The organism is Caldimonas sp. KR1-144 (assembly GCF_049446155.1).
In the GTDB taxonomy this organism is placed as follows: Bacteria; Pseudomonadota; Gammaproteobacteria; order Burkholderiales; family Burkholderiaceae_C; genus Rivibacter.
In genome coordinates, this window is the sequence record NZ_JBMSEE010000001.1 from 128,973 (window position 1) to 152,367 (window position 23,395).

General features: G+C 68.1%; 22 protein-coding genes and 2 riboswitches. Of the genes, 10 read left to right on the forward strand and 12 right to left on the reverse strand.

From position 1 onward, the window contains the following. Nucleotides 1-84 precede the first annotated feature (84 nt). From ACO2TI_RS00610 to ACO2TI_RS00640, 7 genes are all read right to left on the reverse strand, one after another. Nucleotides 85-2,115: a hypothetical protein gene (locus ACO2TI_RS00610; protein WP_423281467.1), complete on the reverse strand. Its 2,031-nt coding sequence runs from the start codon at nt 2,113-2,115 to the stop codon at nt 85-87. 156 nt (nt 2,116-2,271) lie between these two features. Beyond that, nucleotides 2,272-2,856: an ABC-type transport auxiliary lipoprotein family protein gene (locus ACO2TI_RS00615; RefSeq protein ID WP_423281468.1), complete on the reverse strand. Its 585-nt coding sequence runs from the start codon at nt 2,854-2,856 to the stop codon at nt 2,272-2,274. Continuing rightward, on the reverse strand, nt 2,853-3,824 hold the full coding sequence (locus ACO2TI_RS00620; RefSeq protein WP_423281469.1) for an MlaD family protein: 972 nt from the start codon (nt 3,822-3,824) through the stop codon (nt 2,853-2,855). Before ACO2TI_RS00620 ends, ACO2TI_RS00615 begins: the two co-directional genes overlap by 4 nt. A 24-nt stretch (nt 3,825-3,848) precedes the next feature. After that, entirely contained in the window at nt 3,849-4,661 is an 813-nt protein-coding gene (locus ACO2TI_RS00625; RefSeq protein ID WP_423281470.1) for an ABC transporter ATP-binding protein, read from the reverse strand. Nucleotides 4,662-4,670: 9 nt separating this feature from the next. Further along, the gene (locus tag ACO2TI_RS00630; protein ID WP_423281471.1) at nt 4,671-5,801 is read right to left on the reverse strand and encodes an MlaE family ABC transporter permease; all 1,131 of its coding nucleotides are present in this window, start codon (nt 5,799-5,801) and stop codon (nt 4,671-4,673) included. Nucleotides 5,802-5,865: 64 nt separating this feature from the next. Next, nucleotides 5,866-6,798: a DedA family protein/thiosulfate sulfurtransferase GlpE gene (locus ACO2TI_RS00635; RefSeq protein ID WP_423281472.1), complete on the reverse strand. Its 933-nt coding sequence runs from the start codon at nt 6,796-6,798 to the stop codon at nt 5,866-5,868. Nucleotides 6,799-6,886: 88 nt separating this feature from the next. Then, nucleotides 6,887-9,058, reverse strand: coding sequence for a response regulator (locus ACO2TI_RS00640; protein WP_423281473.1), 2,172 nt, complete (start codon nt 9,056-9,058; stop codon nt 6,887-6,889). Nucleotides 9,059-9,173: 115 nt separating this feature from the next. Here ACO2TI_RS00640 and aat point away from each other — a divergent pair, with 115 nt between their 5' ends. Next, on the forward strand, nt 9,174-9,944 hold the full coding sequence (aat, locus tag ACO2TI_RS00645; protein ID WP_423281474.1) for a leucyl/phenylalanyl-tRNA--protein transferase: 771 nt from the start codon (nt 9,174-9,176) through the stop codon (nt 9,942-9,944). After that, the gene (locus ACO2TI_RS00650) at nt 9,941-10,687 is read left to right on the forward strand and encodes an arginyltransferase (RefSeq protein WP_423281475.1); all 747 of its coding nucleotides are present in this window, start codon (nt 9,941-9,943) and stop codon (nt 10,685-10,687) included. Before aat ends, ACO2TI_RS00650 begins: the two co-directional genes overlap by 4 nt. Before the next feature lie 41 nt (nt 10,688-10,728). On the opposite strand, the gene ACO2TI_RS00655 is transcribed toward ACO2TI_RS00650, so the two are convergent. Together ACO2TI_RS00655 and ACO2TI_RS00660 are read right to left on the reverse strand one after the other, a co-directional pair. Next, the gene (locus ACO2TI_RS00655) at nt 10,729-11,367 is read right to left on the reverse strand and encodes a 3-oxoacid CoA-transferase subunit B (protein ID WP_423281476.1); all 639 of its coding nucleotides are present in this window, start codon (nt 11,365-11,367) and stop codon (nt 10,729-10,731) included. 10 nt (nt 11,368-11,377) lie between these two features. After that, on the reverse strand, nt 11,378-12,076 hold the full coding sequence (locus tag ACO2TI_RS00660; RefSeq protein WP_423281477.1) for a CoA transferase subunit A: 699 nt from the start codon (nt 12,074-12,076) through the stop codon (nt 11,378-11,380). Nucleotides 12,077-12,231: 155 nt separating this feature from the next. On the opposite strand from ACO2TI_RS00660, the gene ACO2TI_RS00665 reads away from it, so the two are divergent. Next, nucleotides 12,232-12,828, forward strand: a complete 597-nt coding sequence (locus ACO2TI_RS00665) for a LuxR C-terminal-related transcriptional regulator (protein ID WP_423281478.1) — start codon at nt 12,232-12,234, stop codon at nt 12,826-12,828. A 3-nt stretch (nt 12,829-12,831) separates the two neighbouring features. Here ACO2TI_RS00665 and ACO2TI_RS00670 read toward each other — a convergent pair whose 3' ends face one another. The 3 genes from ACO2TI_RS00670 to ACO2TI_RS00680 form a co-directional block, all read right to left on the reverse strand. Then, entirely contained in the window at nt 12,832-13,248 is a 417-nt protein-coding gene (locus tag ACO2TI_RS00670; protein WP_423282132.1) for an acyl-CoA thioesterase, read from the reverse strand. A 23-nt stretch (nt 13,249-13,271) separates the two neighbouring features. Beyond that, nucleotides 13,272-13,907: a YceH family protein gene (locus tag ACO2TI_RS00675; RefSeq protein ID WP_423281479.1), complete on the reverse strand. Its 636-nt coding sequence runs from the start codon at nt 13,905-13,907 to the stop codon at nt 13,272-13,274. Nucleotides 13,908-14,035: 128 nt separating this feature from the next. Continuing rightward, a complete protein-coding gene (locus ACO2TI_RS00680) occupies nt 14,036-14,818 on the reverse strand; it encodes an SDR family oxidoreductase (RefSeq protein WP_423281480.1) in 783 nt (260 codons plus the stop codon). 177 nt (nt 14,819-14,995) lie between these two features. Between ACO2TI_RS00680 and ACO2TI_RS00685 the strand changes: the two genes are divergently transcribed. From ACO2TI_RS00685 to ACO2TI_RS00715, 7 genes are all read left to right on the forward strand, one after another. Then, nucleotides 14,996-16,681: an electron transfer flavoprotein-ubiquinone oxidoreductase gene (locus ACO2TI_RS00685; protein WP_423281481.1), complete on the forward strand. Its 1,686-nt coding sequence runs from the start codon at nt 14,996-14,998 to the stop codon at nt 16,679-16,681. A gap of 187 nt (nt 16,682-16,868) precedes the next feature. After that, entirely contained in the window at nt 16,869-17,318 is a 450-nt protein-coding gene (locus tag ACO2TI_RS00690) for a type IV pilin protein (RefSeq protein ID WP_423281482.1), read from the forward strand. After that, the gene (locus ACO2TI_RS00695; protein WP_423281483.1) at nt 17,306-17,812 is read left to right on the forward strand and encodes a pilus assembly FimT family protein; all 507 of its coding nucleotides are present in this window, start codon (nt 17,306-17,308) and stop codon (nt 17,810-17,812) included. The genes ACO2TI_RS00690 and ACO2TI_RS00695 overlap by 13 nt, the downstream gene beginning before the upstream one ends. Next, the gene (locus ACO2TI_RS00700) at nt 17,785-18,243 is read left to right on the forward strand and encodes a type IV pilus modification PilV family protein (protein ID WP_423281484.1); all 459 of its coding nucleotides are present in this window, start codon (nt 17,785-17,787) and stop codon (nt 18,241-18,243) included. The genes ACO2TI_RS00695 and ACO2TI_RS00700 overlap by 28 nt, the downstream gene beginning before the upstream one ends. Before the next feature lie 7 nt (nt 18,244-18,250). After that, the gene (locus tag ACO2TI_RS00705; protein ID WP_423281485.1) at nt 18,251-19,309 is read left to right on the forward strand and encodes a PilW family protein; all 1,059 of its coding nucleotides are present in this window, start codon (nt 18,251-18,253) and stop codon (nt 19,307-19,309) included. Further along, nucleotides 19,306-19,860, forward strand: coding sequence for a hypothetical protein (locus ACO2TI_RS00710; RefSeq protein ID WP_423281487.1), 555 nt, complete (start codon nt 19,306-19,308; stop codon nt 19,858-19,860). The genes ACO2TI_RS00705 and ACO2TI_RS00710 overlap by 4 nt, the downstream gene beginning before the upstream one ends. A 14-nt stretch (nt 19,861-19,874) precedes the next feature. Then, nucleotides 19,875-23,159, forward strand: coding sequence for a pilus assembly protein (locus ACO2TI_RS00715; RefSeq protein WP_423281488.1), 3,285 nt, complete (start codon nt 19,875-19,877; stop codon nt 23,157-23,159). Nucleotides 23,160-23,174: 15 nt separating this feature from the next. Next, nucleotides 23,175-23,267, forward strand: a riboswitch (glycine riboswitch). A gap of 11 nt (nt 23,268-23,278) precedes the next feature. After that, nucleotides 23,279-23,394, forward strand: a riboswitch (glycine riboswitch). Nucleotide 23,395: the final 1 nt, after the last annotated feature.

Genomic DNA, 23,395 nt, shown 5'->3' on the forward strand with positions numbered 1-23,395 from the left:
GGCCAAGCCGATCTTGCGCACCAGCAGCACATCCAGCGGCGCAGCCAGCAAGCGCGCCGCAGCGCCATGCAGCCAGCCGATGTCTCACATGCCGAAGGGTCGGATCGCCATCGCCCGCACGCTGTTCGTCAGCACCGGCGCCACGGCTTCGAGCCAGACCGCCAGCGCGCCATTACCGTGCGACGCGATGGCTGCCAGCCCCGGCGCACCCTGGCGCCACAACGGCGTGCCCGACGCGGCCGACACGATGACGCTGCCGTCGGCGGCGATGCGTGCACCGCGCAGCTCGGGCCGCGATTGCGTCGGCGGCTGAGAGAGCCAGGTCAGCAGCGTGCCGCCGCCCGGTTCCCGCGCCGCCAGCACGGGGCCGTCGACGTGATCCGGTGACGTGCTGACCACGAGGCCACCGCTGTCGGCGGGACCGTCGAGCAGCTGCCCCGCGGCATTCACGCGCGCAGCGCGCACGTTGGTGTGGAGGTTGTCCTGCTGCGCGCGAAAGTCGCGCCAGGCGACGACGTACTGCGTGCCGTCGTGATGCACGCCGGGCAGGTGGTCAATGCAGCAATTCGTGGTCGTGCGCACCGCGATGCCGGCGGTGTCGAGCACCGTTCCCGCCGGCTCGATGCGCGCGGCGAACACGCCACCCGCCTGGCTGCCCGGATGCTGGTTCCACACCGCGAGGTAGCGGCCGCCGCCAAAGGCCAGCGCGGGACTGTCGGCGGCGACGGCGACCGCCGAGATGTCGAACTCCGCGCCGTCGGCCGCGCCGGTGGCGGCCGACAGAAACACGCCGCGCACCTGCCCCGACGCATCGGCACTGCTGCCGCGCTTGAATGCGAGCAAAAGCCGCGTGCCGTCGAAGGCCAGGGCCGGTGCGAACGCGCCGTTGTCGGCCACCACCTGGCCGTCGGCGATGCGTTCGCCGTCGGCGGACACGCGCACCGCAAGCAGCGAAGGCCGCAGCCCTGTCTGCGCGAAGCCGTTGTCGCGCGGTACGACGACGAGGAAGCCCGTGCCGTCGAATGCCACCGCCGCGCGCTGCGTGGACTGCGGGTCGTTGGCCGTCTCGGCGGCGGTCAGCTCGGCCGTGGCGAGCAGCTGGCCGTCGATCGTGACGAGCGCCGAGATCCATTGCGTCTGGTATGGCGCCGCGGTGCCGGCTGCGCGACGCGTGACGATCAGGAAGTTCTCGCCGTCGGTCGCGACGGCCGGCACGGACACCGGCGGCGCGGGATCGGCGTTGTCGGGCGACAGGCCGCGCAGCGCGTCGAAGGGCTCGCCGAGACCGCGCCGCACGCCGCCGACCGAGTAGCCGCGCAGCTCGCTGGCCGAGCTGCTGACCGTCGTGCCTTCGACCGCGGTTTCGATCGTCTGCTTCACGATGCCCACGCCCGGCGCATACCAGCTCGTCTGCACCGCCCGCGCCGGCACGCGGCCCTGCGATGCGGAGTTCAACACGACGTCGATCGTCGTCTCCTGCCTCAGCGCCTGCGCAAAGCGGCCCGCCGGCACGTCCACGCTCTCGTGCGCGACATTGACGACGCGCTGGGTCAGATCCAGCGTCAGCGGATTGCCGGCGCCGTCGGTGCCCGCGGGCAGGTCGTTGCCGGTCACGGTGGACACCGGCCCCGTGGCGACCGGGAAGGCAAGTTCCACGAAGGGCACGATCTGCGGGGACAAGGTGTCGGTCGGGTCGTTGTTGCCCAGCTGCGTGATGCCGCCCGCGCGCAGGTTCACATAGCGCTCGATCGAGACGTCGGGGACGGCCGGATCGGTCTGCGTCAGCACCACGGCCGTAACACCCAGCAGCTCGGCCGTGCCGGTGACCTCGGTCGCGTACATCGAGTTGGGCACGATGAAGCCGCCGTCGACGCCGCTCTGGTCATAGACCCAACGATCGCCCTGCGCGGCCGGAAAGTGCTGCTGCGCATCGCCCGGGCCCTCGCGTGAGGCGAAGCCTGTGCCTCGAACGCTCGGCCCGGCGCTGCCACCCCCACCACCACCGCCGCCTCCGCAGCTGGCCAGCAATGCGGCACAGGCTGCGACCGCCAGGACGCCGGCGCCACGCGCCGTCCATTTCAACGGCCGGCGGGCCGAGCGGGAAACCGGAACCATGAAGTGCCTTTCGAGAGCGGGTGAGCGTGCAATGGGAGCGGGCGGTGCGGCCGGCGCCCATCCGCAATGCTGCCCCGAATGGGCTCGCTTGTCGCGCGGCCGGACCGCACGGCGCAGGGATTGACTCCGAGCGCTGCCGCGCCCCCGTGTCGATCGTCAGGGCAAGGCGGCTGCCCAGCCGAGGACCTGGCGCGTCACTTCGTCGACGGCGCCGGCCATCGCACGCGCCGCGCCGGCTGCGTCGGCGCTCGGGGCGTCGCGCTCGACGCTGAAGCTGCGTTCGGCGCTGCCGCGCGTGCGCGTGGCGGCGTCGAGCACGCGCGCACGCAGCTGCACGACGACGCGGCTCGTCCCCGGCGCGCTGAAAACCTGTTCGAAGCGGTCGAGCTCGACATGCACCATCCGCAGCGGTGCCGGCGCGGTGAGCGCGGCATCGCCCAGCGCGGCCGCCTGGCGCATGCGCTGGCCCACCAGCGTGGCCGGCGGCGCGGCCCAGCGGCTGTCGCGGTAGGCCGCGTGCTGGTAGGGATCGGCGTACTGCAGGCGGTACAGCATCTGCGCGCCTTCGAGCGACGGCGGCGCATCGACATCGGCAATGCGAAGCGGTGCCGGCATCGACACGGCGCTGGCGGTCGGCGGCGGGCCGAGGTCATAAAGCGTGAGCACCGGGGCCGTCGGCACGATCGAACAGCCGGCGATGACGATGGCGCCGGCCAGGGCGGCGATCATCCGTCGGCTCATTTCGCACCTCCGGCCGGGAACTGGAAGCCCGATTCGCCCGGCCCGGGTGGCGACGGCGCCTTGCCGAACAGCAGGCTGTGCGGCTGGTCGCCGAACTCGGTGGCCACGCGCTCCACCGCGCGACTGCCGCGCGCGATGTCTTCGATCAGCGGCGCGCTACGCACGCGCTCGGGGCCGACGAGCGCGAGCTCGAGGCTGCGCGAGGTCGATTCGAGCTGCGCCGCGGCGTCGCCGAGGCGATCCAGTGCCGAACTGCGTGCGCGCAGGTCACTGCTGAGCCCGCGCGCGTCGGTGACCAGCGCATCGACGTTGGCCAGCACGCCGCCGGCGCGCTGCACGGTCTGGTCGGCGCTGCGCGCCAGGCGCGGCAGCGCCTGCACCGTCGGCTGCAAGTCGGCGACCAGCCGCGAGACGTCGGACGAGGCCTGCTCCAGGTTGGCCAGCGTCTTCGCGAGCTGGCGCTGGTTCTCGTCGCCCAGGAGCGTGTTGATCCGCGTCGCCGCTTCGCCGAAGCCGGCGATCAGCGCCGGGCCGGCGTCGGCCACCCGCTCGAACAGGCCCGGACGCAGCTCGATGCGCGGCGATGCACCGCCGGCCGCGGCCGCCAGCGGCTGCTGGCTGCGGCTTTCGTCGCGCAGCTCGAGGAACGAGAGGCCGGTAATGCCCTGGTGCCCCAGCTCGGCGTAGACACCGGTGGTCAGCGGCGCACGCTCGTCCACGCCGATCTCGATCAGGATCTGGTGCGGGTCCGCCGGATCGAAGCCGATCGACTCCACCTTGCCAACCTCGACGCCGCGCAACTTGACCGGCGCCTTGACGTTGAGGCCCGGCACGCCGATGCGCGAGACCACGGTGACGCTGCGCTGCGCGGTGCGATCGCCCTGGAACCAGGCGATCGCGGCGACGAGCGCCGTGCCCATCAGCAAGAGGAACAGGCCGGCGATGAGGGCGTGTGCGCGGTTCTCCATGCGTGAGACCTTTCGATGTGGGTGTCAGGCCGCCAGCGGCGTTTGGCGCAGGCTTTCGCGATAGCTCTGGATGCTTTCCTCGGCGCAGCGCGCGATGTGGCCAAGGAAGAAGCTGCGGATGAAGGGATGATCGACGCGCGCCACCTCGGCCAGCGTGCCGATCGCCACCAGGCGGTGATCGGCCAGCACCGCGACGCGGTCGACCAGCGCGAACAGCGTGTCGACGTCGTGCGTGACCATCACGACGGTGAGCTTCATCTCGCTGCGCAAGTCCTGGATCAGGCGCACGAACTGCTTGCTGCTCTCGGGGTCGAGCCCGGCGGTCGGCTCGTCGAGGAACAGCAGCTGCGGATCGAGGATCAGCGCGCGCGCCAGCGACACGCGCTTGACCATGCCGCCCGAAAGCTCGGCCGGCATCTTGAGCGCGTCGCGCGCCGACAGGCCCACCTGCGCGAGCTTGAGCATCACCAGCTCGCGCACCACGTTCTTCGGCACCGCCTTGAGCTCGCGCAGCGGCAGCGCGATGTTGTCGAACACGCTCAGCGCCGAGAACAGCGCACCCTGCTGGAACAGCACGCCCCAGCGGTGGCGCACGCGCACCAGCTCGCTTTCGGCGCAACCGCCCAGCGGCTGGCCGAAGACGCGGATCTCGCCCTGCGTAGGCCGCTCCAGCCCCAGCATCAGCCGCAGCAGCGTCGTCTTGCCGCTGCCCGAGCCGCCGATGACGGCCAAGACCTCGCCCGCGCGCACGTCGAGGTCGAGATGGCGATGGATCACGTGACCGCCCAGCACCGTGGTCAGGTCGCGCACTTCGATGATCGCTGGGGCTTCGGGCATGCCGGTTCCTCAGATTCCCACGTCGGAGAACAGTACCGCGAACAGTGCATCCACGATGATCACCACGGTGATCGAGGTCACCACCGAATCGGTCGTGCCCGCGCCCAGGCTCTCTGAATTGGGCTTCACGCGCAGGCCGAAGTGGCAGGCCACCAGCGCGATCAGCGCGCCGAACAGCATCGCCTTGGACAGCCCCAGCCACAGGTTGGCCACCGGCACCGCGCTCGGCAGTCCGTGCAGGAACTGCACGTACTCGATGCCCAGCTGCGCGCGCGCGGCGACCATGCCGCCCAGCAGCACGATCCCACTGGTCCACACGACCACCAGCGGCAGCGTCATCGCCAGCGCGATGACCTTGGGCATCACCAGGCGCAACGTGTGCGAGACGCCCATCACCGACAGCGCGTCGAGCTCCTGCGTCACCCGCATCACGCCGAGCTGCGCGGTCATCGACGAGCCGGAGCGCCCGGCCACGAGGATGGCCGCGAGCAGCGGGCCCAGCTCGCGCCAGACGCTGATGCCCAGGATGTCGATCACGAAGATGTCGGCCCCGTAGTTCTTGAGCTGGCGCGAAGTCAGGTACGACAGCGTGATGCCGACGAGGAAGCCCACCAGTGCGGTGATGCCCATCGCCTGCGCGCCGGTGCGGTAGATGTTGGCCGAGATCTCGCGCCAGGCAATGAGATCCGGTCGGCGCAGCATCAGCGCCAGGTCGAACAGCAGCTGCCCCGCCAGGCGCAAGGCATCGGCCAGGTGGTCGCCGAAAGACAGCACGCGGTGCCCGAGCGCCACCAGGCCGAACGACGGCGCCCCAGGCGCGCGCGCCAGCGAGGTCGCGGCGCCGAACTGCGTGAACAGGTCCTCGTGCTCGGGCTGCCATCGCAGCCGCTGCGGCCGTCGGTGGCCCCAGGCCGTCCACAGCAGCATCGCGCCGGCGCGGTCGAGCCGCGCGATGTCGCGCAGGTCCCAGACGATGCTGCGCTCGCCGGCCAGCGCGCGGGCCTGCGCCTGCAAGGCTTCGAAGTGCGGCCGCAGCGACAGCAGCGTCCATTCGCCCGACAGCCGCGCGACGGTTACGCCGCCGTCTTCGCTCGTGCGGTGCAGTTGGGGAGAAGAGGCGTCGATCGCGGGTTCGACCATGTCGCTGTGGCAAGGCCCGACGCGCGCCGGGTGCGGCCGGGCCAGTCTAGCCGCTGCCGCGCGCTCAGGCCTCGTCGATCGGCCGCCCTGCGCTGGCCCAGCCATCGAGCCCGCCGGCGAGCGGGCGCACGCGCGTCAGGCCGGCGGCGGCCAGCACTGCCGCTGCGCTCGCTGCCGAGGCTTCGTTCGGGCAGTTGCAGTACAGCACGATGTCGCGGTCGCGCGGCAACGTCGCGGCGTGCCGGCGCACCTCGCGGAAGTCGACGCGCAGCGCGCCTGGAATGCGGCGCGGGTCGAGATCGGACATGCCGGCAGCGCGCACGTCGAGGATGACCGGCGCTTCGCCGCGTTCCATCAGCGCGTGAAGCTCGTCGGCGCTGATGCGCGACATCGCCACCTGGCGCAGGAAACGCCGGCGGCGCCACCAGCGCCAGCCGACGAAGGCCGCGAGCAGCAGCACCAGCACCGTGCCCGCCGCCGTGCCGGCATTGGACATCACGACAAGCAGCTCCTGGATCTGATCGCTGAACGCGGCGCCCAGGCCCAGGAAGGCAGCGCTCCAGATGGCGCCAGCCACGATGTCGTAGCCGATGAAGCGCACGAGCGGCATGCGCACCGCGCCGGCCATCGGCGCCGCGACCACAGAGACACCCGGCACGAACTTCGCGGCCACCAGCGAGCTGCCGCCCCAGCGCACGATCAGCGACTCGCTTTGCCTCACGCAGGAGTCCGGCGACATCGACAGTCGGCACAGCAGGCCCATCACGCGGTGGCCGAAGCGGCGGCCCGCGAGGTACCAGACGCCGTCGCCGAGCACGTTGGCGACGATGGATGCGGCCAGCGCCGCCGGCAGCGACAGTGCGCCGGCCACCGCGAGGCCGCCGGCCACCACCAGCAGCGGCGAGGCCGGCACCGGCAGGCCGACGCGCGCGGCGAGCGTGGCGCCGAACACGATGGCGATGCCGTGCCGGACGACGAGGTCGATGAGATCTTGCATGGGGAAGGAACGGCGGCGAAGGCCGCATTCGAGCACAAGCCGTACCACGCTGACGCGCGCAGGGTGGCGGCGCCCGCCGACCGCTTCGTCAGCGCGGCAGGTCGGCGCGCCGCCTGGCCCTGGCCAGGACCTGCGCCAGGCGCTTGAGCTGGAACGGCTTGGTCAGGAAGTCGTCCATGCCGGCTTCGCGGCAGGCCTCCCAGCGCTCGGCGCGTTCGGCGCCGGTGATCGCGACGACGGGCACGCCCGGCACGCCCGCGGCGGCCTCGCGCTCGCGGATGCGCCGCGTCGCGGCGATGCCGTCCATGCCCGGCATTTCGACATCCATCAGCACCAGGTCGAAGCGCTCGTCGGCGAGGCAGCTCACCGCCTCCGCGCCGCTCGATGCCAGCCGCGCCGTCGCGCCCAGGTCGGCCAGCATGGCCTGCACCACGATCTGGTTGACCGGGTTGTCGTCGACCACCAGCACCCGGCGCGGCGCCGCCGCGCCATGCGGCTCGTCAGCCGGCGCGGCAGCACGCGCGGGCTCGGGACCTGCGTCGGCGTCCAGGCCTTCGATGGCGGCCCGCAGGCACGAGCGGCGCACGGGCTTGTACAGCAGCGCCGTCTCGCCCGAGGTGCCGACCATCGTGTCGGCCCCCAGCGGCGCGAGGACGACGGCGCGCGCACCGGCCGACTGGATCGCCCCGAGCGCGCGCGCCGGCTCGGGATGCGGCGCGAGCAGCGCGGAATCGATGAACACGGCGCACGCGCCGGTGTCCAGCACGCGCCGCGCGTCGGGGATCTCGCCGCAGGCCGCGGCATCGATGCCCAGGTCGTCGAGGATGCCGCGCAAATGCGCCACCAGGCCAGGCGTCGACGCAACGACGAGCGCCCGACGGCCTGTGCGCGGGCGCGGGCGCCGCGGCGCGGCGGCGAGATCAACCGTCATCGGGATCACGGCCGTGAAGGTGCTGCCCTGGCCCGGCGTGCTGTCCGCTTCCACGCGCCCGCCCATCAGCCGCGCCAGCTCGTCACAGATCGACAGGCCCAGGCCGGTGCCGCCGTGCAGCCTCGCGACGTCGCGGTGCGCCTGCTGGAACGGCGTGAACAGCCGCCCCATCGCCTCGGTCGCAATGCCCGGCCCCGAATCGATGACCTCGAAGCGCAGCATGCGCCGCTCGGCGCCGTCGGGGGCGCGCACGTCGCCTCCTGCAAGGCCGACATGGATGTGCACGCCGCCGCGCTGCGTGAACTTGACGGCGTTGGAGACGAAATTGCCGACGATCTGACGCAGCCGCAGCTCATCGCCGATCAGCGATTCGGGCACCTCGGGCGCACAGCTGGAGGTCAGGTCGATGCCCTTGTTGAAGGCCTGCACCGAATACAGCTCGTTGATGCTGAACACCACCGCGCGCACGCGCATCGGCGCGAAGTCGAGATCGAGCTTGCGCTCCTGGATCTTGGACAGATCGAGGATGTCGTTGACCAGCGCCAGCAGCATCTTGGCGCTTTGCCCCTGCACCGCCTCGAGCTGCAGGCGCTGGCGTTCGCCGATGCGCCCGCGGCGGATCAATTCGGTGGCACCGACCATGCCGTTGAGCGGCGTGCGGATCTCGTGGCTCATCTTGGCCAAGAAACGCGCCTTCGCCCGCGTCGCCTCGTCGGCGGCGTCGGTGGCCAGCGCCAGCGCCTTCTGCAATTGCAGGCGCCAGTACACGCTCAGGCCGACCACCATCAGCAGCGCCACGGTCGACAGCGTCTCGGCGAGGTACATCTGCAGCTGCGGATGCTTCAGCGTGAGCGAGACGCTGCCCATCGACTGCGGGCCATGCAGCCCGAGCGCCGCGATCTGCGCCAGCAGCACGATGCCCGTGACAACGCCCAACCGCAGCGAACCGGCCAGCAGCAGGAACACCGGCGGCAGGCACAACCACCACAGCGAGCTGGAGTACAGCCCCTGCTGGTGTGCCGACGAGTAGGCGAAGGCCGCGAACACGCCGAGGTTGACGATCTCCAGGCCGCGCCGGTGCCGACCGGTCCACGCGCCCCAGGCCAGGCCGGCAGCGCCGGACGTCGCGATCGCCGTGCTGGTCCAGGGAAAGCGCTGCAGGCCCGACTGCAGCGAATAGGCGAAGTAGAAGACGCCGAGCAGCAGGAACATCGGCCCCAGCAGCCACAGCATCTTGCGGTGCAACTCGCGCTCGAGGGCCCGCGCCGTCGGAATGGCCGACGGCGCGTCGTGCCCATGTGCAGGCGTCGTTCCGGAGGCGGGATTCACGGCGGGCAATGCAGCGCGCACGGGGCACACCGAGGCGGTGCTTTCGCATGGATTCCCCCCGGGGAATGCCCGGTGCCAGGACGCGACGACCGGCCGCTGGGCCCAGAATCCACGCGTGATCGCCTGGCTGCACGACGAACTGACCCCCTTGCCGCCCACCGCGCGCGCGCTGGGCCCCGACAGCGACGCGCCGGGCTTGCTGGCCGCTGGCGGCTCGCTCAGCGTCGCGCGGCTGACCGAGGCCTATTCGCACGGCGTTTTTCCCTGGTACGGCGACGGCCAACCGGTGCTGTGGTGGAGCCCCGATCCGCGCATGGTGCTGCGCTGCGCCGATCTGCGGATCTCGCATTCGCTGCGCAAGCGGCTGCGGCGCTTCAGGGCGGACGCGCACTGCGAGATCCGCATCGACAGCGCCTTCGACCGCGTGATCGAGGCCTGCGCCAGCGTCCCGCGCGACGGCCAGCCCGGCACCTGGATCGTCGGGCCGATGCGCGCCGCCTACCGCGCCTGGCACCGAGCGGGCGCGGTGCATTCGTTCGAGACCTGGATCGACGGCAAGCTGGCAGGTGGCTTGTACGGCGTCAACCTGGGACGCATGTTCTTCGGCGAATCGATGTTCGCCCGCGAGACCGACGCCTCCAAGATCGCGCTGGCGGCACTGGTGGCGTTCTGCCGCGCTCACGGCATCGAGGCGATCGACTGCCAGCAGAACACCGCTCACCTGGCATCGCTGGGCGCGCGCGAATGGCCGCGCCGTGCGTTCGAAGCCCACCTGGCACGCTGCGTGCACGAGCAGGCTCCGAAGGATTGGTCCTATCATCCATCGCTATGGGCGCAGCTCGGCCTCGACGGGCCTGCGGCGCCTCCCACGCCCGCCGAACCGTGACCCACCCGAAAGAGCTTCCGCTCGCGTCGTTGCAGTTCTACGCGACGGCGCCCTACCCCTGCAGCTACCTGGCAGGCCGGCTGGCGCGCTCGCAGGTGGCCACGCCCAGCCACCTGATCCACGCGGACGCCTATTCGGGCCTCGTGGCCAGCGGCTTTCGGCGCAGCGGCATGTTCACCTACCGGCCCTACTGCGATGGCTGCCGCGCCTGCGTGCCGCTGCGCGTGCCGGTGGCGAAGTTCGAGCCCAGCCGCAGCCAGCGCCGTGCCTGGAAGCAGCATCAGGGCCTGCAGGCGCGCGTGCTGCGCCTGTGCTTCATGCCCGAGCACTACCAGCTTTACCTGCGCTACCAGGCCGGACGCCACGCCGGTGGCGGCATGGACCACGACTCGATCGACCAGTACACGCAATTCCTGCTGCAAAGCAGAGTGAATTCGCGCCTGGTCGAGTTCCGCGAACCGGCGCCCGAGGGCCGTGTCGGCGCACTGAAGATGGTCTCGATCCTGGACATCCTCAACGACGGCATCAGCGCGGTCTACACGTTCTACGAGCCCGATGCCGGCGCCAGCTACGGCACCTACAACGTGCTGTGGCAGATCGACCAGACGCGCCAGCTCGGCCTGCCGCACGTCTACCTCGGCTACTGGATCGCCGACAGCGCCAAGATGGCCTACAAGGCCCAGTTCCGCCCGCACGAAGTGCTGGTGGAGGGGCAGTGGCGACCGGGCGGCAACGAGCGCTGAGCGCGTTGCTCCCCCTCCCTTGGGAAGAGGGAGTCTTCAGATCACAGCAGCGGCACGCCCGTCTTGGACTGGACTTCCGCGCGCGTCACGCCCTCGGCCAGCTCGACGAGCTTGAGCCCCTGCGGCGTCACGTCCATCACCGCGAGGTCGGTGATGATGCGGTTGACCACGCCCACGCCGGTCAGCGGCAGCGTGCACTTGGGCAGGATCTTCAGGTCGGTGGTGCCGTCCTTCTTCTTGGCGACATGCTCCATCACCACGAGCACGCGGGGCACGCCGCCCACGAGATCCATCGCGCCGCCCATGCCCTTGACCATCTTGCCGGGGATCATCCAGTTGGCAAGGTCGCCCTTCTCGCTGACCTGCATCGCACCCAGGATCGCGAGGTTGATCTTGCCGCCGCGGATCATCGCGAACGAGTCGTGCGAGCCGAAGATGCTGGTGCCGGGGATGGTCGTCACGGTCTGCTTGCCGGCGTTGATGAGGTCGGCGTCGACCTCGTCTTCGGTCGGGAACGGGCCGATGCCCAGCATGCCGTTCTCGCTTTGCAGCCACACCTCGATGTCCTTGGGCACGAAGTTGGCCACCAGCGTCGGGATGCCGATGCCGAGGTTCACGTAGTAGCCGTCCTTGAGTTCGGATGCAGCCTTGGCGGCCATCTGATCTTGGGTCCAGGGCATGGCGCTCTCCTCAGGCGGGACGGGTGGTGCGCTTTTCGATGCGCTTTTCGGGATGGGCGTTGACCACGATGCGATGCACGTAGATGCCCGGCAGGTGGATCGCGTCCGGGTCCAGTTCGCCCGTCTCGACCAGATGCTCGACCTCGACGACTGTGATCTTGCCCGCCATCGCGCAGGCGGGGTTGAAGTTGCGTGCGGTGCGGCGGAACACGAGGTTGCCGCTCTTGTCGGCCGTGTGCGCCTTCACGAGCGCCACGTCGGGAACCAGGGAACGCTCCATCACGTAGACGTGGCCGTCGAATTCGCGCGTTTCCTTGCCCTCGGCGACGATGGTGCCGACGCCGGTGCGCGTGAAGAAAGCCGGGATGCCGGCGCCGCCGGCGCGCAGCTTCTCGGCCAGCGTGCCCTGCGGCGTGAACTCAAGCTCGAGTTCGCCGGCCAGGTACTGTCGCTCGAACTCTTTGTTCTCGCCGACGTAGCTGGAGATCATCTTCTTGATCTGGCGCGTCTCGAGCAGCTTGCCGAGACCGAATCCGTCGACGCCGGCGTTGTTGGAAATGGCGGTGAGGTTCTTCGCACCGGAGTCGCGCAGCGCATCGATCAGCGCTTCGGGAATGCCGCACAGGCCGAAGCCGCCGACGGCCAGCAGCTGGCCGTCCTTCACGATGCCCTCCAGCGCCGCTTGCGCGCTCGGGTAGACCTTGTTCATGGAGTCTCCTCAGTGGCCCTCTCGGGTGCCGATGGCTGACGGCCGGTGACGATGGCCGCCGCAGCGCAGCGAAGCGTACTACGTACGCGGATAGGTAACCGTTACGTAGAATCGCCTAAGGTCACTTCCCCCCCAAGCCGCCTTCGACAGCCGCGATGCCGCCGTCCGCCGCCCCAGCTCCGGATCTCACACTCGACTACCGCATCGCGTTCGAACTGGCGCCCGTCGGTCTGGTGCTCTCGCGCCGGCGCATGATCGTCGACTGCAACGAGGCGCTGGCGCAGATGTTCCGCATCGCACGCGGCCAGCTCATCGGTCAGTCGTTCGAGGTGCTGTACCCCAGCCACGACGAGTTCGAGCGCACCGGCGAGCGCATCGTGCTCAACCTGAACGACGGCGGCTACTACGCGGACGACCGCATCATGAAGCGCAGTCCGTCCGACCCGGCCGGCGAGCTGTTCTGGTGCCACGTGTCCGGCCGTGCGCTCAACCGCGACGCGCCGCACGAAGCGGGCATCTGGAGCTTCGAGGATCTGTCGTCGCGCCGCCCGCTGACGACGCCCGGCCGCGCCGGCCTGACCGCGCGCGAGCGCGAGGTCGCCGCGCTGCTGATCGAAGGCCGCACCAGCAAGCAGATCGGAAAGACGATCGGCATCAGCCCGCGCACGGTGGACATCTACCGCGCGCGCCTGCTGCGCAAGTACGGCGCCGGCACGACGCCGGAGTTGGTGCAGCGGCTGCTCGAGGGCTGAAGGCTAGACGCGAGCGCGCAGCCACTCGGGCAGCGGCACGGACTTCTGCTTGGGGAAATCGACCCACACCAGCTTGGCGCCGCCTTCGGCGTAGACCTCGCCGGGCCGGTCGGTGCGCTCCAGCGTCACGTAGGTGTCGATGCTGCTGCGCCCCGGATTGCAGACGTAGTGCTTCGCGAGCACATCGCCCGGGTACTCGAGCTGGCGGATGAAGTTGCAGAACGCATTGACGATCACCGGCCCCTCGCCTTGCGGATTGGGTGCGCAGCCCAGCTCGTCGAACCACGCGATGCGCACGATCTCGAGGTAGCGGAAGTAGACCGCGTTGTTGAGGTGGCCCATCGCATCCATGTCGCCCCAGCGGATCGGGATCACGACCTGGTTGGTGAGCTTCTTCTCGGCGGGGACTTCGAAACGCAGCATCGACGAAGACTTTCGCAGGATCAGTTCGGGTTCGCGTCGACGCCGAGTTCGGTGGCCAGCCGCTGCACCAGTGACTCGAGCGCATCGACGCGCGCCGCCAGGCGCAGTTGCTCGGCTTGCAGCCAGGCCACGTCGGGTGGCACCTCGGACGCCGGCGCCGCCGCGATCACCTCGCCGCACAGCAGGTGCGCCCAGCGCGACTCGCGCGCACCCGGCGCGCGCGGCAGTCGCACGACCGCAGGCGGATCGCGCGCGGCCAGCTCGTCAAGAAAGGCCTCGACCGAGGACACGTCGGCGAAGCGGTGCAGTCGCTCTGCATTGGCGCGCAGCTCGGCCGCCGTTTGCGGTCCGCGCAGCATCAACGTGGTCAGCAACGCGACCGACTGCGACGGCAGTTTGAGCGCGCGGCCCATGTTGTGCTCGTAGCGCACCACGCGGCTGCCGCTGACCTCGATGACCAGCGAAAGCGACTTCAGCTCGTCGAGCGCGGCGAGCAGCTCGGGCTCGGACGCGTTCATCACCGGATCGCGCGCGGTCTTCTGGTTGCACCCGGCGGCCAGCGCATTCAGCGAAAGCGGATAGCTGTCGGGAACAGTTGCGTGCTTCTCGACCAACACGCCGAGGATGCGTGCTTCGAGCGGGGTCAGGATTCGCATTCGTCAATCCATGGCGGCCGGCGCCAGCCAGCGCTTGGGGTCCAAGGTCTTGCGTGGATCCGGCTTTGCCGGTCCGCGGCAAGGGCCCCCTTGGGGGGCAGCGGGCAAAGCGAGCATGGGGGCCTCATTCACACCGCAAAACCATCGTCGACCTGTAGGACCGCGCCGTTGATGAAGCGGCTTTCCTTCGCGCACAACATCAGGATCGCGGTGTCCAGGTCATCGGGCTTGCCGATGCGCTTGCGCGGCATCATGTCGACGAGCTTCTTGCCCTGCTCGGTCTGCCAGTGGTGGTGGTTGATCTCGGTGTCGATGTAGCCGGGGCAAATCGCGTTGACATTGATGTCGTAGCGGCCCCACTCGAGCGCCATCGCGCGCGTCATGTGCACGACCGCGGCCTTGCTCATGCAGTACACGCCGATCTGGCCCAGGACCTTGAGCCCCGCCATCGACGCGATGTTGACGATGCGCCCGCCGGTGAAGGTGCCCGGCGCTGCGCCCTTGGCGCGCGCGATCATGCGCTTGCCGACCTCTTGGGCCACGAAGAAGGCGCCGCGCGTGTTGGTGTCGAACACGTAGTCGTAGTCGTCGGGCGACACGTCGACGAGCTTTTGCGTCGTGCTCACGCCCGAGTTGTTGACCAGGATGTCGATCGGGCCGACCTCGGTCTCGGCGTGCGCGACGGCCGAGCGGATGCTGTCGGTATCGGTCACGTCGCAGCCGACGACGTGCGCATCGCCGCCACGACCCTCGATTTCTGAGCGCAGCGTCTTGAGCCGCTCGACGCGCCGCCCGGCCAGCACCACGGCGGCGCCGGCGGCCGACAGCGTGCGCGCGAACTGAGCCCCCAGGCCGCTCGATGCGCCGGTGATCAACGCCACGCGGCCGGCGAGATCGATGCTGTAGGTCATGCTGGACTCCTCTTCTTCTGGGTGCGACGCAAGATAGCACGCGAGCCGCGGCCGCTCGGTCATCGCCGCGACGAGCGGGCGCGGGAGGCTGCTGCGCACAATCGAACGATCGTTCTTTTTTCCGTCGGCGCCCTTTAGAATCGCCCGCTGCCCCGACCCAGACCACAAGGAAGAGACATGACGCCGCAAGCGATCCTCGAGCAGTACGGCCCGCGCGAATCGATGGAGTACGACGTGGTGATCGTCGGCGCCGGCCCCGCAGGGCTCGCGACCGCGATCCGCCTCAAGCAGCTGGCCGCCGAGAAAAGCAGCGACGTCTCGGTGTGCGTGCTCGAGAAGGGTTCTGAGCCGGGCGCCCACATCCTTTCGGGTGCGGTGATGGATCCGCGCGCGATCACCGAGCTGATCCCGAACTGGAAGGAACTCGGCGCACCGCTGAACCAGGCGGTCACTGGCGACGACGTCCTGTTCCTCTCCGAAACTGGCGCGACGCGCACGCCCGACTGGCTGGTGCCGCGCAACCTGCACAACGACGGCTGCTACGTCATCTCGCTGTCGAATGTCGTGAAGTGGCTCGCTCAACAGGCCGAGGGGCTGGGCGTCGAGATCTTTCCGGGCTTCGCGGCGGCCGAAGTGCTCTACGACGAGCAAGGCCGCGTCAAGGGCGTGGCGACCGGCAACTTGGGGCTGGGCAAGGACGGCAAGCCGACCGAGAACTTCCAGCTCGGCATGGAACTGCTGGGCAAGTACACCGTGTTTGCCGAAGGCGCGCGCGGCCACCTCGGCCGCCAGTTGCTCGAACGCTTCAAGCTCGCCGACGGCAAGGACCCGCAGAGCTTTGCGATCGGCATCAAGGAACTGTGGGAGATCCCGGCAGACAAGGCCAAACCGGGCCTCGTGGTTCACACCGCCGGCTGGCCGATGACCGACGACACCTTCGGCGGCGGCTTCCTCTACCACCTGGGAGACAACAAGGTCACGCTCGGCTTCGTGATCGGGCTCGACTACAAGAACCCGCACATGAGCCCGTTCGAGGAGATGCAGCGCTGGAAGACGCACCCGTCGATCCGCGCGCACATCGAAGGCGGCAAGCGCATCGGCTACGGCGCGCGTGCCATCAACAACGGCACGCCGCAGGCCCTGCCCAAGACCGTGTTTCCGGGCGGCGCGCTGATCGGATGCGATGCGGGCTACCTGAACGCCGCGCGCATCAAGGGCAGCCACGCGGCGATCAAGTCCGGCACGTTGTGCGCCGATGCGCTCTACGAGGCCGTGACCGCCGGCCGCTCGCACGACGAGGTCGCCGCCTACCCGAATGCCTTCGAGCAAAGCTGGCTCAACGAGGAGCTGCAGCAAACGCGCAACTTCAAGCTGTGGTTCAAGAAGGGCAAGCTGGTCGGCAACGTGATGACGGGCATCGAGCAGTGGCTGCTGCCCAAGGTGGGCGTGCAAAGCCCGCCATGGACGCTGCATGCGACGAAGCCGGATCACGTCTACCTTCGCCCGGCCGCCGAATGCGCGCCGATCGCCTACCCCAAGCCCGACGGCAAGCTGAGCTTCGACCGGCTCTCTTCGGTGTTCATCTCGAACACCAACCATGAGGAGAACCAGCCAGCACACCTCACGCTGAAGAACCCGACGGTGCCGGTGGCCACGAACCTCGCGGTCTACGGCGGCCCCGAAAGCCGCTACTGCCCCGCCGGCGTCTACGAGTTCGTGAAGAACGAGGACGGCAGCGACCGGCTGCAGATCAACGCGCAAAACTGCGTGCACTGCAAAACCTGCGACATCAAGGATCCGACGCAGAACATCGTCTGGGTCACCCCCGAAGGCGGCGGCGGCCCCAACTACGCCGGGATGTAAACGATCGTCACGCGCCCGCCCATCAGACGCTTGGCGAGTTGCGCGTTCATGGGCGTGATGCAGATCACGCGGATGGTCAGTTCGCACTGATCGGCGGCGCGTCGCTCAAGACTTTTATCGGCGCTCAGTCAAGCCGCGGGATGGCCTCCCTGGAACAGTTCGTTACGTCGAACTGCTCAGGGAAATCATGTCTCCGTCCCGTCACCAACGCCGCGTTTCGCGTGGCTTCACGCTGATCGAACTGATGATCGCGGTGGCGATCGTCGCGATCCTCGCGTCGATCGCGTTGCCTTCGTATGCCGCGTACATCCAGCGCTCTCGGGTGCCGGTCGCGCTGGTGGCGTTGTCTTCGTATCTGGTGCGGATGGAGCAGCAATATCAGAACAACGGCACCTATTTGAAGAGCGGCACCACCGACCAATGCGCGGTGGATCGCCCAACGGTGGCCAATTTCACCGTGACATGCGACGTCACGAACAGCGGCCGCAGCTTCACCGCCACGGCCACGGGCACCGACCAGCTGACCGGCTACACCTACACGATCGACCAGAACGGCAATCGGGCGACGACTGCACATCCCAAGGGTGCGCCGAGTGGCAGCTGCTGGTCGATCAAGGGTGGCGTATGCGACGCGTGAAGATCATGCGATCCGCCTCACGCCCTCACCGCCTGCGCGGCGTCAGCCTGATCGAGACGATGACCGCTGTCGCCATCGGCGGCGTACTGCTGGTCCAGGGGTTGCCAGCTCTCGGCGACTACCTCACCAATGCACGCCTGCGCTCGGCGGGGCAACTGGTGCTTGAACAAACGCTCTACGCGCAAAACGAGGCGATCCGCCGCAATGGCATCGTGCGCGTCACGCTCGACGGTTCGCAGCTGCAAGTACTCGATGCACGTACAGCGCCACCGACCGTGCTGCGCACCGTTCAGCTGCCTGGTTCGGTTGCCGTCGACAAGTCGGCCACGATCGAGTTCGGCAGCCAAGGCCGCCCGCCGACGTTTGGCGACAGCTACGCAGTGGCGCTCGGCGCCAGCGGCGTGAGCTGCGGCGAAGAAACGCATTGCCCGGCTGTACGCGTCGATGCCGGCGGAGGAGTATCGCTGTGCGCCGACCGCAACGCCTGCCTTTGAAGCCCCCGCCGGGAGCGCGCGGCGTTTCTCTGCTCGATGCGCTGATTGCATTGCTCGTGCTGTCGTTCGGCATGCTGGCAATGACGCGCTTCCAGGCCCGTGTGCTCGTGCATGGCAGCGAAGCCCAGAACCGCCTGACGGCGATCCGACTCGCCGATGAACTGCTCGATCTCGCCGTCATGGATGCAGGGAACGGTGCCTGCTACACGCTGCCGGCAAGCGGAACCTGCGCAACCCCCGCCGCACGGACAGTCACCGCCGACTGGGCCAAAGCCGTCGCTGCCAGTGGCCTGCCGCTGATTGGCAGCCCCACCGCCTCGTTTGCCTCCAATGGACAACTCACAGTCGCGATGAGCTGGCAAGGACGCGTCGTCGCCGAAGGCGCCGCCGCCGAGCCTCAACGCCTGCTGCGGACAACCGATGTGCGCTGATCGCCGCATGCACGGCTTCACGCTGGTGGAGCTGATGGTCGGCGTGCTGGTCGCGCTGCTGGTGGGCATCGCCGCCATGTCGACGGCGCGTTTCTACACGGCGCCGCAGCGCGAAGGGATCGGCACGAGCCTGGCGGTGGCGAGTGCCACCTCGGCGCTCACGGCCATTTCCGAGGACATCGCTCAGGCCGGCCTCGGATTCATTCCGACCGGACCCAACATGTGCGGCTCGCTCAACCTGAGCCGCGGCGCATCGTCCTGGACGCTAAACCCGTTCTCGCCAGTTCGGATCACGCGCGATGGCGACTCGGACATCGTCGACGTGATTTATGGCTCGGAGGTCGGCGGCGGCGCCGATGTGCGTCTGGCGGCGCCGAGCGATCTCAAATCGGCGCAACTCGCCAGCGCGCTGCCGGTGGCAGCAGGTCAAGCGGTCCTTCTCGCGCCCATGCCCTCTGCCCTTGCAGCCGCCGCCGCCAATGGCATCTGCACCGTTCGCACCGTCACCTCGATTTCCACTGGCGTCGGCGCAGTGCCCATGACACTGGAGATGAGCGCGAGCGGCAGCGCTACGCACAACCAGGTGGTGTTCTCCCAACCCACGCAGTACCTCATCGACGATCGCGTCTCCATACTTGGTCGCGTCGAATGGCATCGATTCCGCGTAGTCGATGGCAACTTGATGCTCGAATGGCCCATGGAGGGCCGATCAGCCGTCCTGATGCGCAGCGTCGTCGCGTTCCGCGCGCAGTACGGAGTAGCGGGAGGCGCGGGCACAAGACCGACCACGATAACCGCATGGAACAAGGCGGACGCCACCAACTGGACCTCCGTCGGAACCACCAACCTGTCACTGCTACGCGCACTTCGGTTGAGCGTGCTCGTGCGCAGCACCGAGCCGCAGCGGCCTGACAGCGCAGGCGACTGCACAGCAACGCCGACGTCCAAGCCACCCCAACTGCTCGGTGCGGCGCCAACCCTGCCCACCGGCTGGGAGTGCTTCTACTACCGTACGACCAGCGTGACGACTCCGCTGCGCAATCTTGCGTGGGGGATGAACCCATGAACCCGCAACGGCTGGCGTCACGTCGACAGCGCGGGGCTTCGCTTCTGCTGGTGCTGCTGGTGCTCGCCGCCATGCTGCTCGGCACCCTGGCCTTTTCGCGCATGAGTGCCACCGGCCTCGTGCTGTCAGGCAATACATCGCAGAAGGAAGGAGCTTTACGCGCGAGCGAAGTCGGCTTCAACGCTGCGTTCGCTCAGATCACGGCCACCGGGTTCAATCCCACAGCAACGAACGTCATCTCGTACTCACCAGTTCGGCTGGTGACTGACGCGCAAGGCTTGCCAACCGCCATCAACTGGTCAACCGCGGTCACGGCAACGGTCAATGAGTTCAGCGTCTCCTACTTCATCGACCGCCAGTGTGACTCCGCCACGCCAACCAATCCGCGCGCGGAATGCCTCGTGCGCGATATCGACGAGATCACCAGTGCGAGAGTGGACGCCGATCCTCTTCCGCCGCGCTACGGCATGACCTACCGCGTCACCGTTCGCGTTGTCGAACCGCGTGGCACGACCAGCTTCATCCAAGGGTTGATGACTCTGGGACTATGAACCGGAGAATCTCGATGACCTCATCGATCCCTCGATCGTTCGCCGCCCTCGCCTCGCTGCTCGTCGCTGCGGTCTGTCCGAACGCCGCCGCCACCGATGTAGCCTTGCGCCCCATCAATGCGGGCGGATTGATCAAGCCCAATGTACTCATCGGCTGGGACAACACCACATCGATGAACTGGGAGCTGATCGTCCCCACCAAGCAAGGCATGCTGTGGTGGAACAGTTCCACCAAGTCGGCTTGGGACGCATCCGGCAAGTACTACACCGACACCGGTACAAGTTACGGTGTCTTGTTTCCCATCTTCGCCTCGTCGGACGCCGGTGGAAACTACTGGGACCTCGACGGTAGCTATGGCGCGGCGCTGCCGCCGACCAAGCAGTTCGCGGCGATGTGGTCCAAGGACTACAACCCACTCTACTACGATCCCAGCAAGGTCTATACGCCATGGGCGCCCGCTCACGACGGATCGAGTCTGCGGACCTACGGCGATGCGGCCCCGACCGCGGCCCTGTCGAATCCAGGCCTCGCTACCACGGTGTCGCGCAACCTCACGGTGGTGCAGACCCCGTGGACCAGTGGCGGCTACAACATGAAGGCCGGCATGCTTGTGCCCGCCGGAGCGAAGAAGGGAACCACCACCTACGCGACAGAGACGACGCTGACCAGCGACGCCTTCATCGTCATCAACTACTACTGGCCGACGTACTGGAAAAAAGAAGCCTGTACCGTCAAAGCCGATGACGAAACGTGCGCCGCGGCGCCCGATGGCGCCACGCTGCGACGCGTCCAGATCGCTGCCGGCACCCCGGAGATGCAGAACTTCGCCAACTGGTGGAGCTACTACCGCAACCGCTTGCTGATGGGGGCCGCTGCAACGGGTAAAGCCTTCGAGTACCTGACGGGCGTGCGCGTGGGCGTCTCACGCTTCAATCCGACGAACGCGGTGACGATGTACGACGCCGACAGCACGTCTGATGCAGGCAACCTGAAGCGCGCCGCGGGCTTCATCTACCAATCCAACATCGACAGCGGTACCCGCACGCTGGACACGCTCGTGTTTCTGGGCGAGCAGTTCCGCAACAACAACAGCGTCATCCAGTACTCCTGCCAGCGCAACAACGCCTTCATCGTGACTGACGGCTATGCCGACCGCACGCCGACGGCCAGTGCGCCGTCCTACAGCACGGCGACCTACGGAGGTACCTGGCCGTTCAGCAATACGCCTTCGAACACCATCGCCAACGCGGCGCTGTCGTACTACACCGGCCGCAATGCATCCGGTGTGCAATTCATCCGTCCCGATCTTCCGACAGGCAACGTCAAGCCGCTCGGCTCGCCCGCCGACCCTGCCCCTGACCCGAGTGCCGACCTCAACCCCAACCTTCATGTCAACACCTATGCGATCACGCTGGGTGTCAAAGGCAAGATCTGGCCCGGCATCACCGATGCATACAAGGCCACGCCCTTCACATGGCCCACACCCGCCATCGATACTCAAGAGACGATCGACGATCTCTGGCATGCAACGATCAATGGGCGCGGGCTGATGTTCGAAGCAAGCGATGCATTCGAAACCGCCGCTCGCATGGTCGAAGCCATCGAGGACATGACCCGGGCGAAAGGCGGGCAAGCAGCACTTGTAGCCAGCAACAGCGACCTCTCCGCGGGCGACGGACGTGTCTATGCCGCCACCTACGACGGAAAGGGATGGGCTGGCGACATCAAGGCCTACTCCATCGACAAGATCACCGGTGAGATTGCATCCAGCACGACGTGGAGCGCCAGCCAACGACTCGGCAGCCGCACCAACCCTCGCGTGATCGCCACGTCCGACGGGACGCGGGGCATTGCATTCACCGTTGACAACCTCAATGCCGGCAAGCCCGCGGATGACAAGTCCCTGTTCAGTGCCGCTGAAGTCAACTACCTCCGAGGTGACCGCACTGGCGAGGGCACGCTACTTCGGAAGCGCACAGGCCTGCTGGGCGCGGTGATCAATGCCCAGCCGCGCGTCGTCGACGGCGTTGTCTATGCGAGCACCGGTGAAGGCTTCCTGCACGCGTTCGATGCGGCCACCGGCGATGAGCTTTGGGCTTTCGCTCCCGCGGCCGTGCGCGATGCGCTCAAAGTCACCACGCAACGTACCTGGGCCTTCCGGACACTGCTCGATGGCTCTCCGCAAGTTGCTAACGTCGACGGCAAGCAGCTATTGCTTGTCGGGCGTGGCATGGCTGGCGCGGGCGTGGTGGCGCTGGATGTGACCGACCCCAAGACGATTACCACTGATGACGAACTCGCCAAGCGCTGGAAGTGGGAGTTCCCGACGTCGCAAGGCATCACGACGGCCGGACTTGCGATGGGAAGGCCTCTCATCGTTCGTACGCGCAAGCTCGGGACCGTGGTGCTGATCGCCGAGGGCTACAACGGCGCGTCCAACGACGGCAGCAGTCGCGTGCACGTGCTCGATCCGTGGACAGGTACACCCAAGACGACACCCCTCAGGATCCAAAGCGGTACGAGCGGCAACCCGGGTCTTGCGCATCTGTCGGCCATGGGCGAACGCGATGGCACTGTGCGCTACGTGTACGGTGGCGACGAGCACGGCAATGTCTGGCGGTTCGATCTGGAGGAACTCTCCAGCACGGCGATCGCCAAGCTGGTGGCTCCCTCGGGAGCGCGTCAGCCCATCACCGCGCCGCTCGACCTGGCGCGGATCAACGGTGAGCGTGTCGTCACCGTCGGCACCGGACGATTGCTGGGTGTGGCCGATTTCGTCGGTTTGGCCCAGCCGCAGATTCAGAGCTTTTACGCCTTCAAGGACAACGGAACCACGATCGACGCGCCGCGCACGCAGCTGGTGGCCAAGACGCTGATCACTGACGCCGGTCAGATCATCCTCAGCGGACCAGCGTTTGACTGGCAGACCAATCTTGGCTGGTACTTCGATCTGCCTTCGGGACAGCAAGCTCACACGGCGCCTGTGATCGCCCGGGGTATCGTGAGCTTCAACGCCAATGGCATGTCGACCAGCAATTGCGGCGGCAAGGGGGCCACTTACTACGTCGATCTCAAATCCGGCGTAAAGGTGGTCAATGAGTCGAGCATTACCCAACCGTATGACGGCATCACCGCTTCGGGCCTCATCGCCCTGGCGCCGGCCGGTAGCCCGGGTAGCCAAAGCAGCCAGATCCAGATCTGCTGGCAGACCTCGGCCGACAAGATTAATTGCCGGAAGATGGGCCCCCCAGCCACCCTCCCCTCCCGCAAGAACGCCTGGCGCATCATCCACCGCTGACCCCTTCGGCTACACTGCCAAGCGTCAGGAGAGAGCCTCCCCGAGAGGCCGCCGAAGGCGCAGAGGCTCAGGTCTCGAACGCTCAGGCAAAAGGACTGGCAAACGCCTCCCGAAGGAGGCGTCACCTCACTGGAGAGAGGCCGCCCTCGAGGCGGCCCACCGAAGGGGCAAGCGGCACGACGCTCTCAGAGCAGCGGCCGCCAATCTCTCAGGTAAAGCGGACAGCGAGGGCAAAC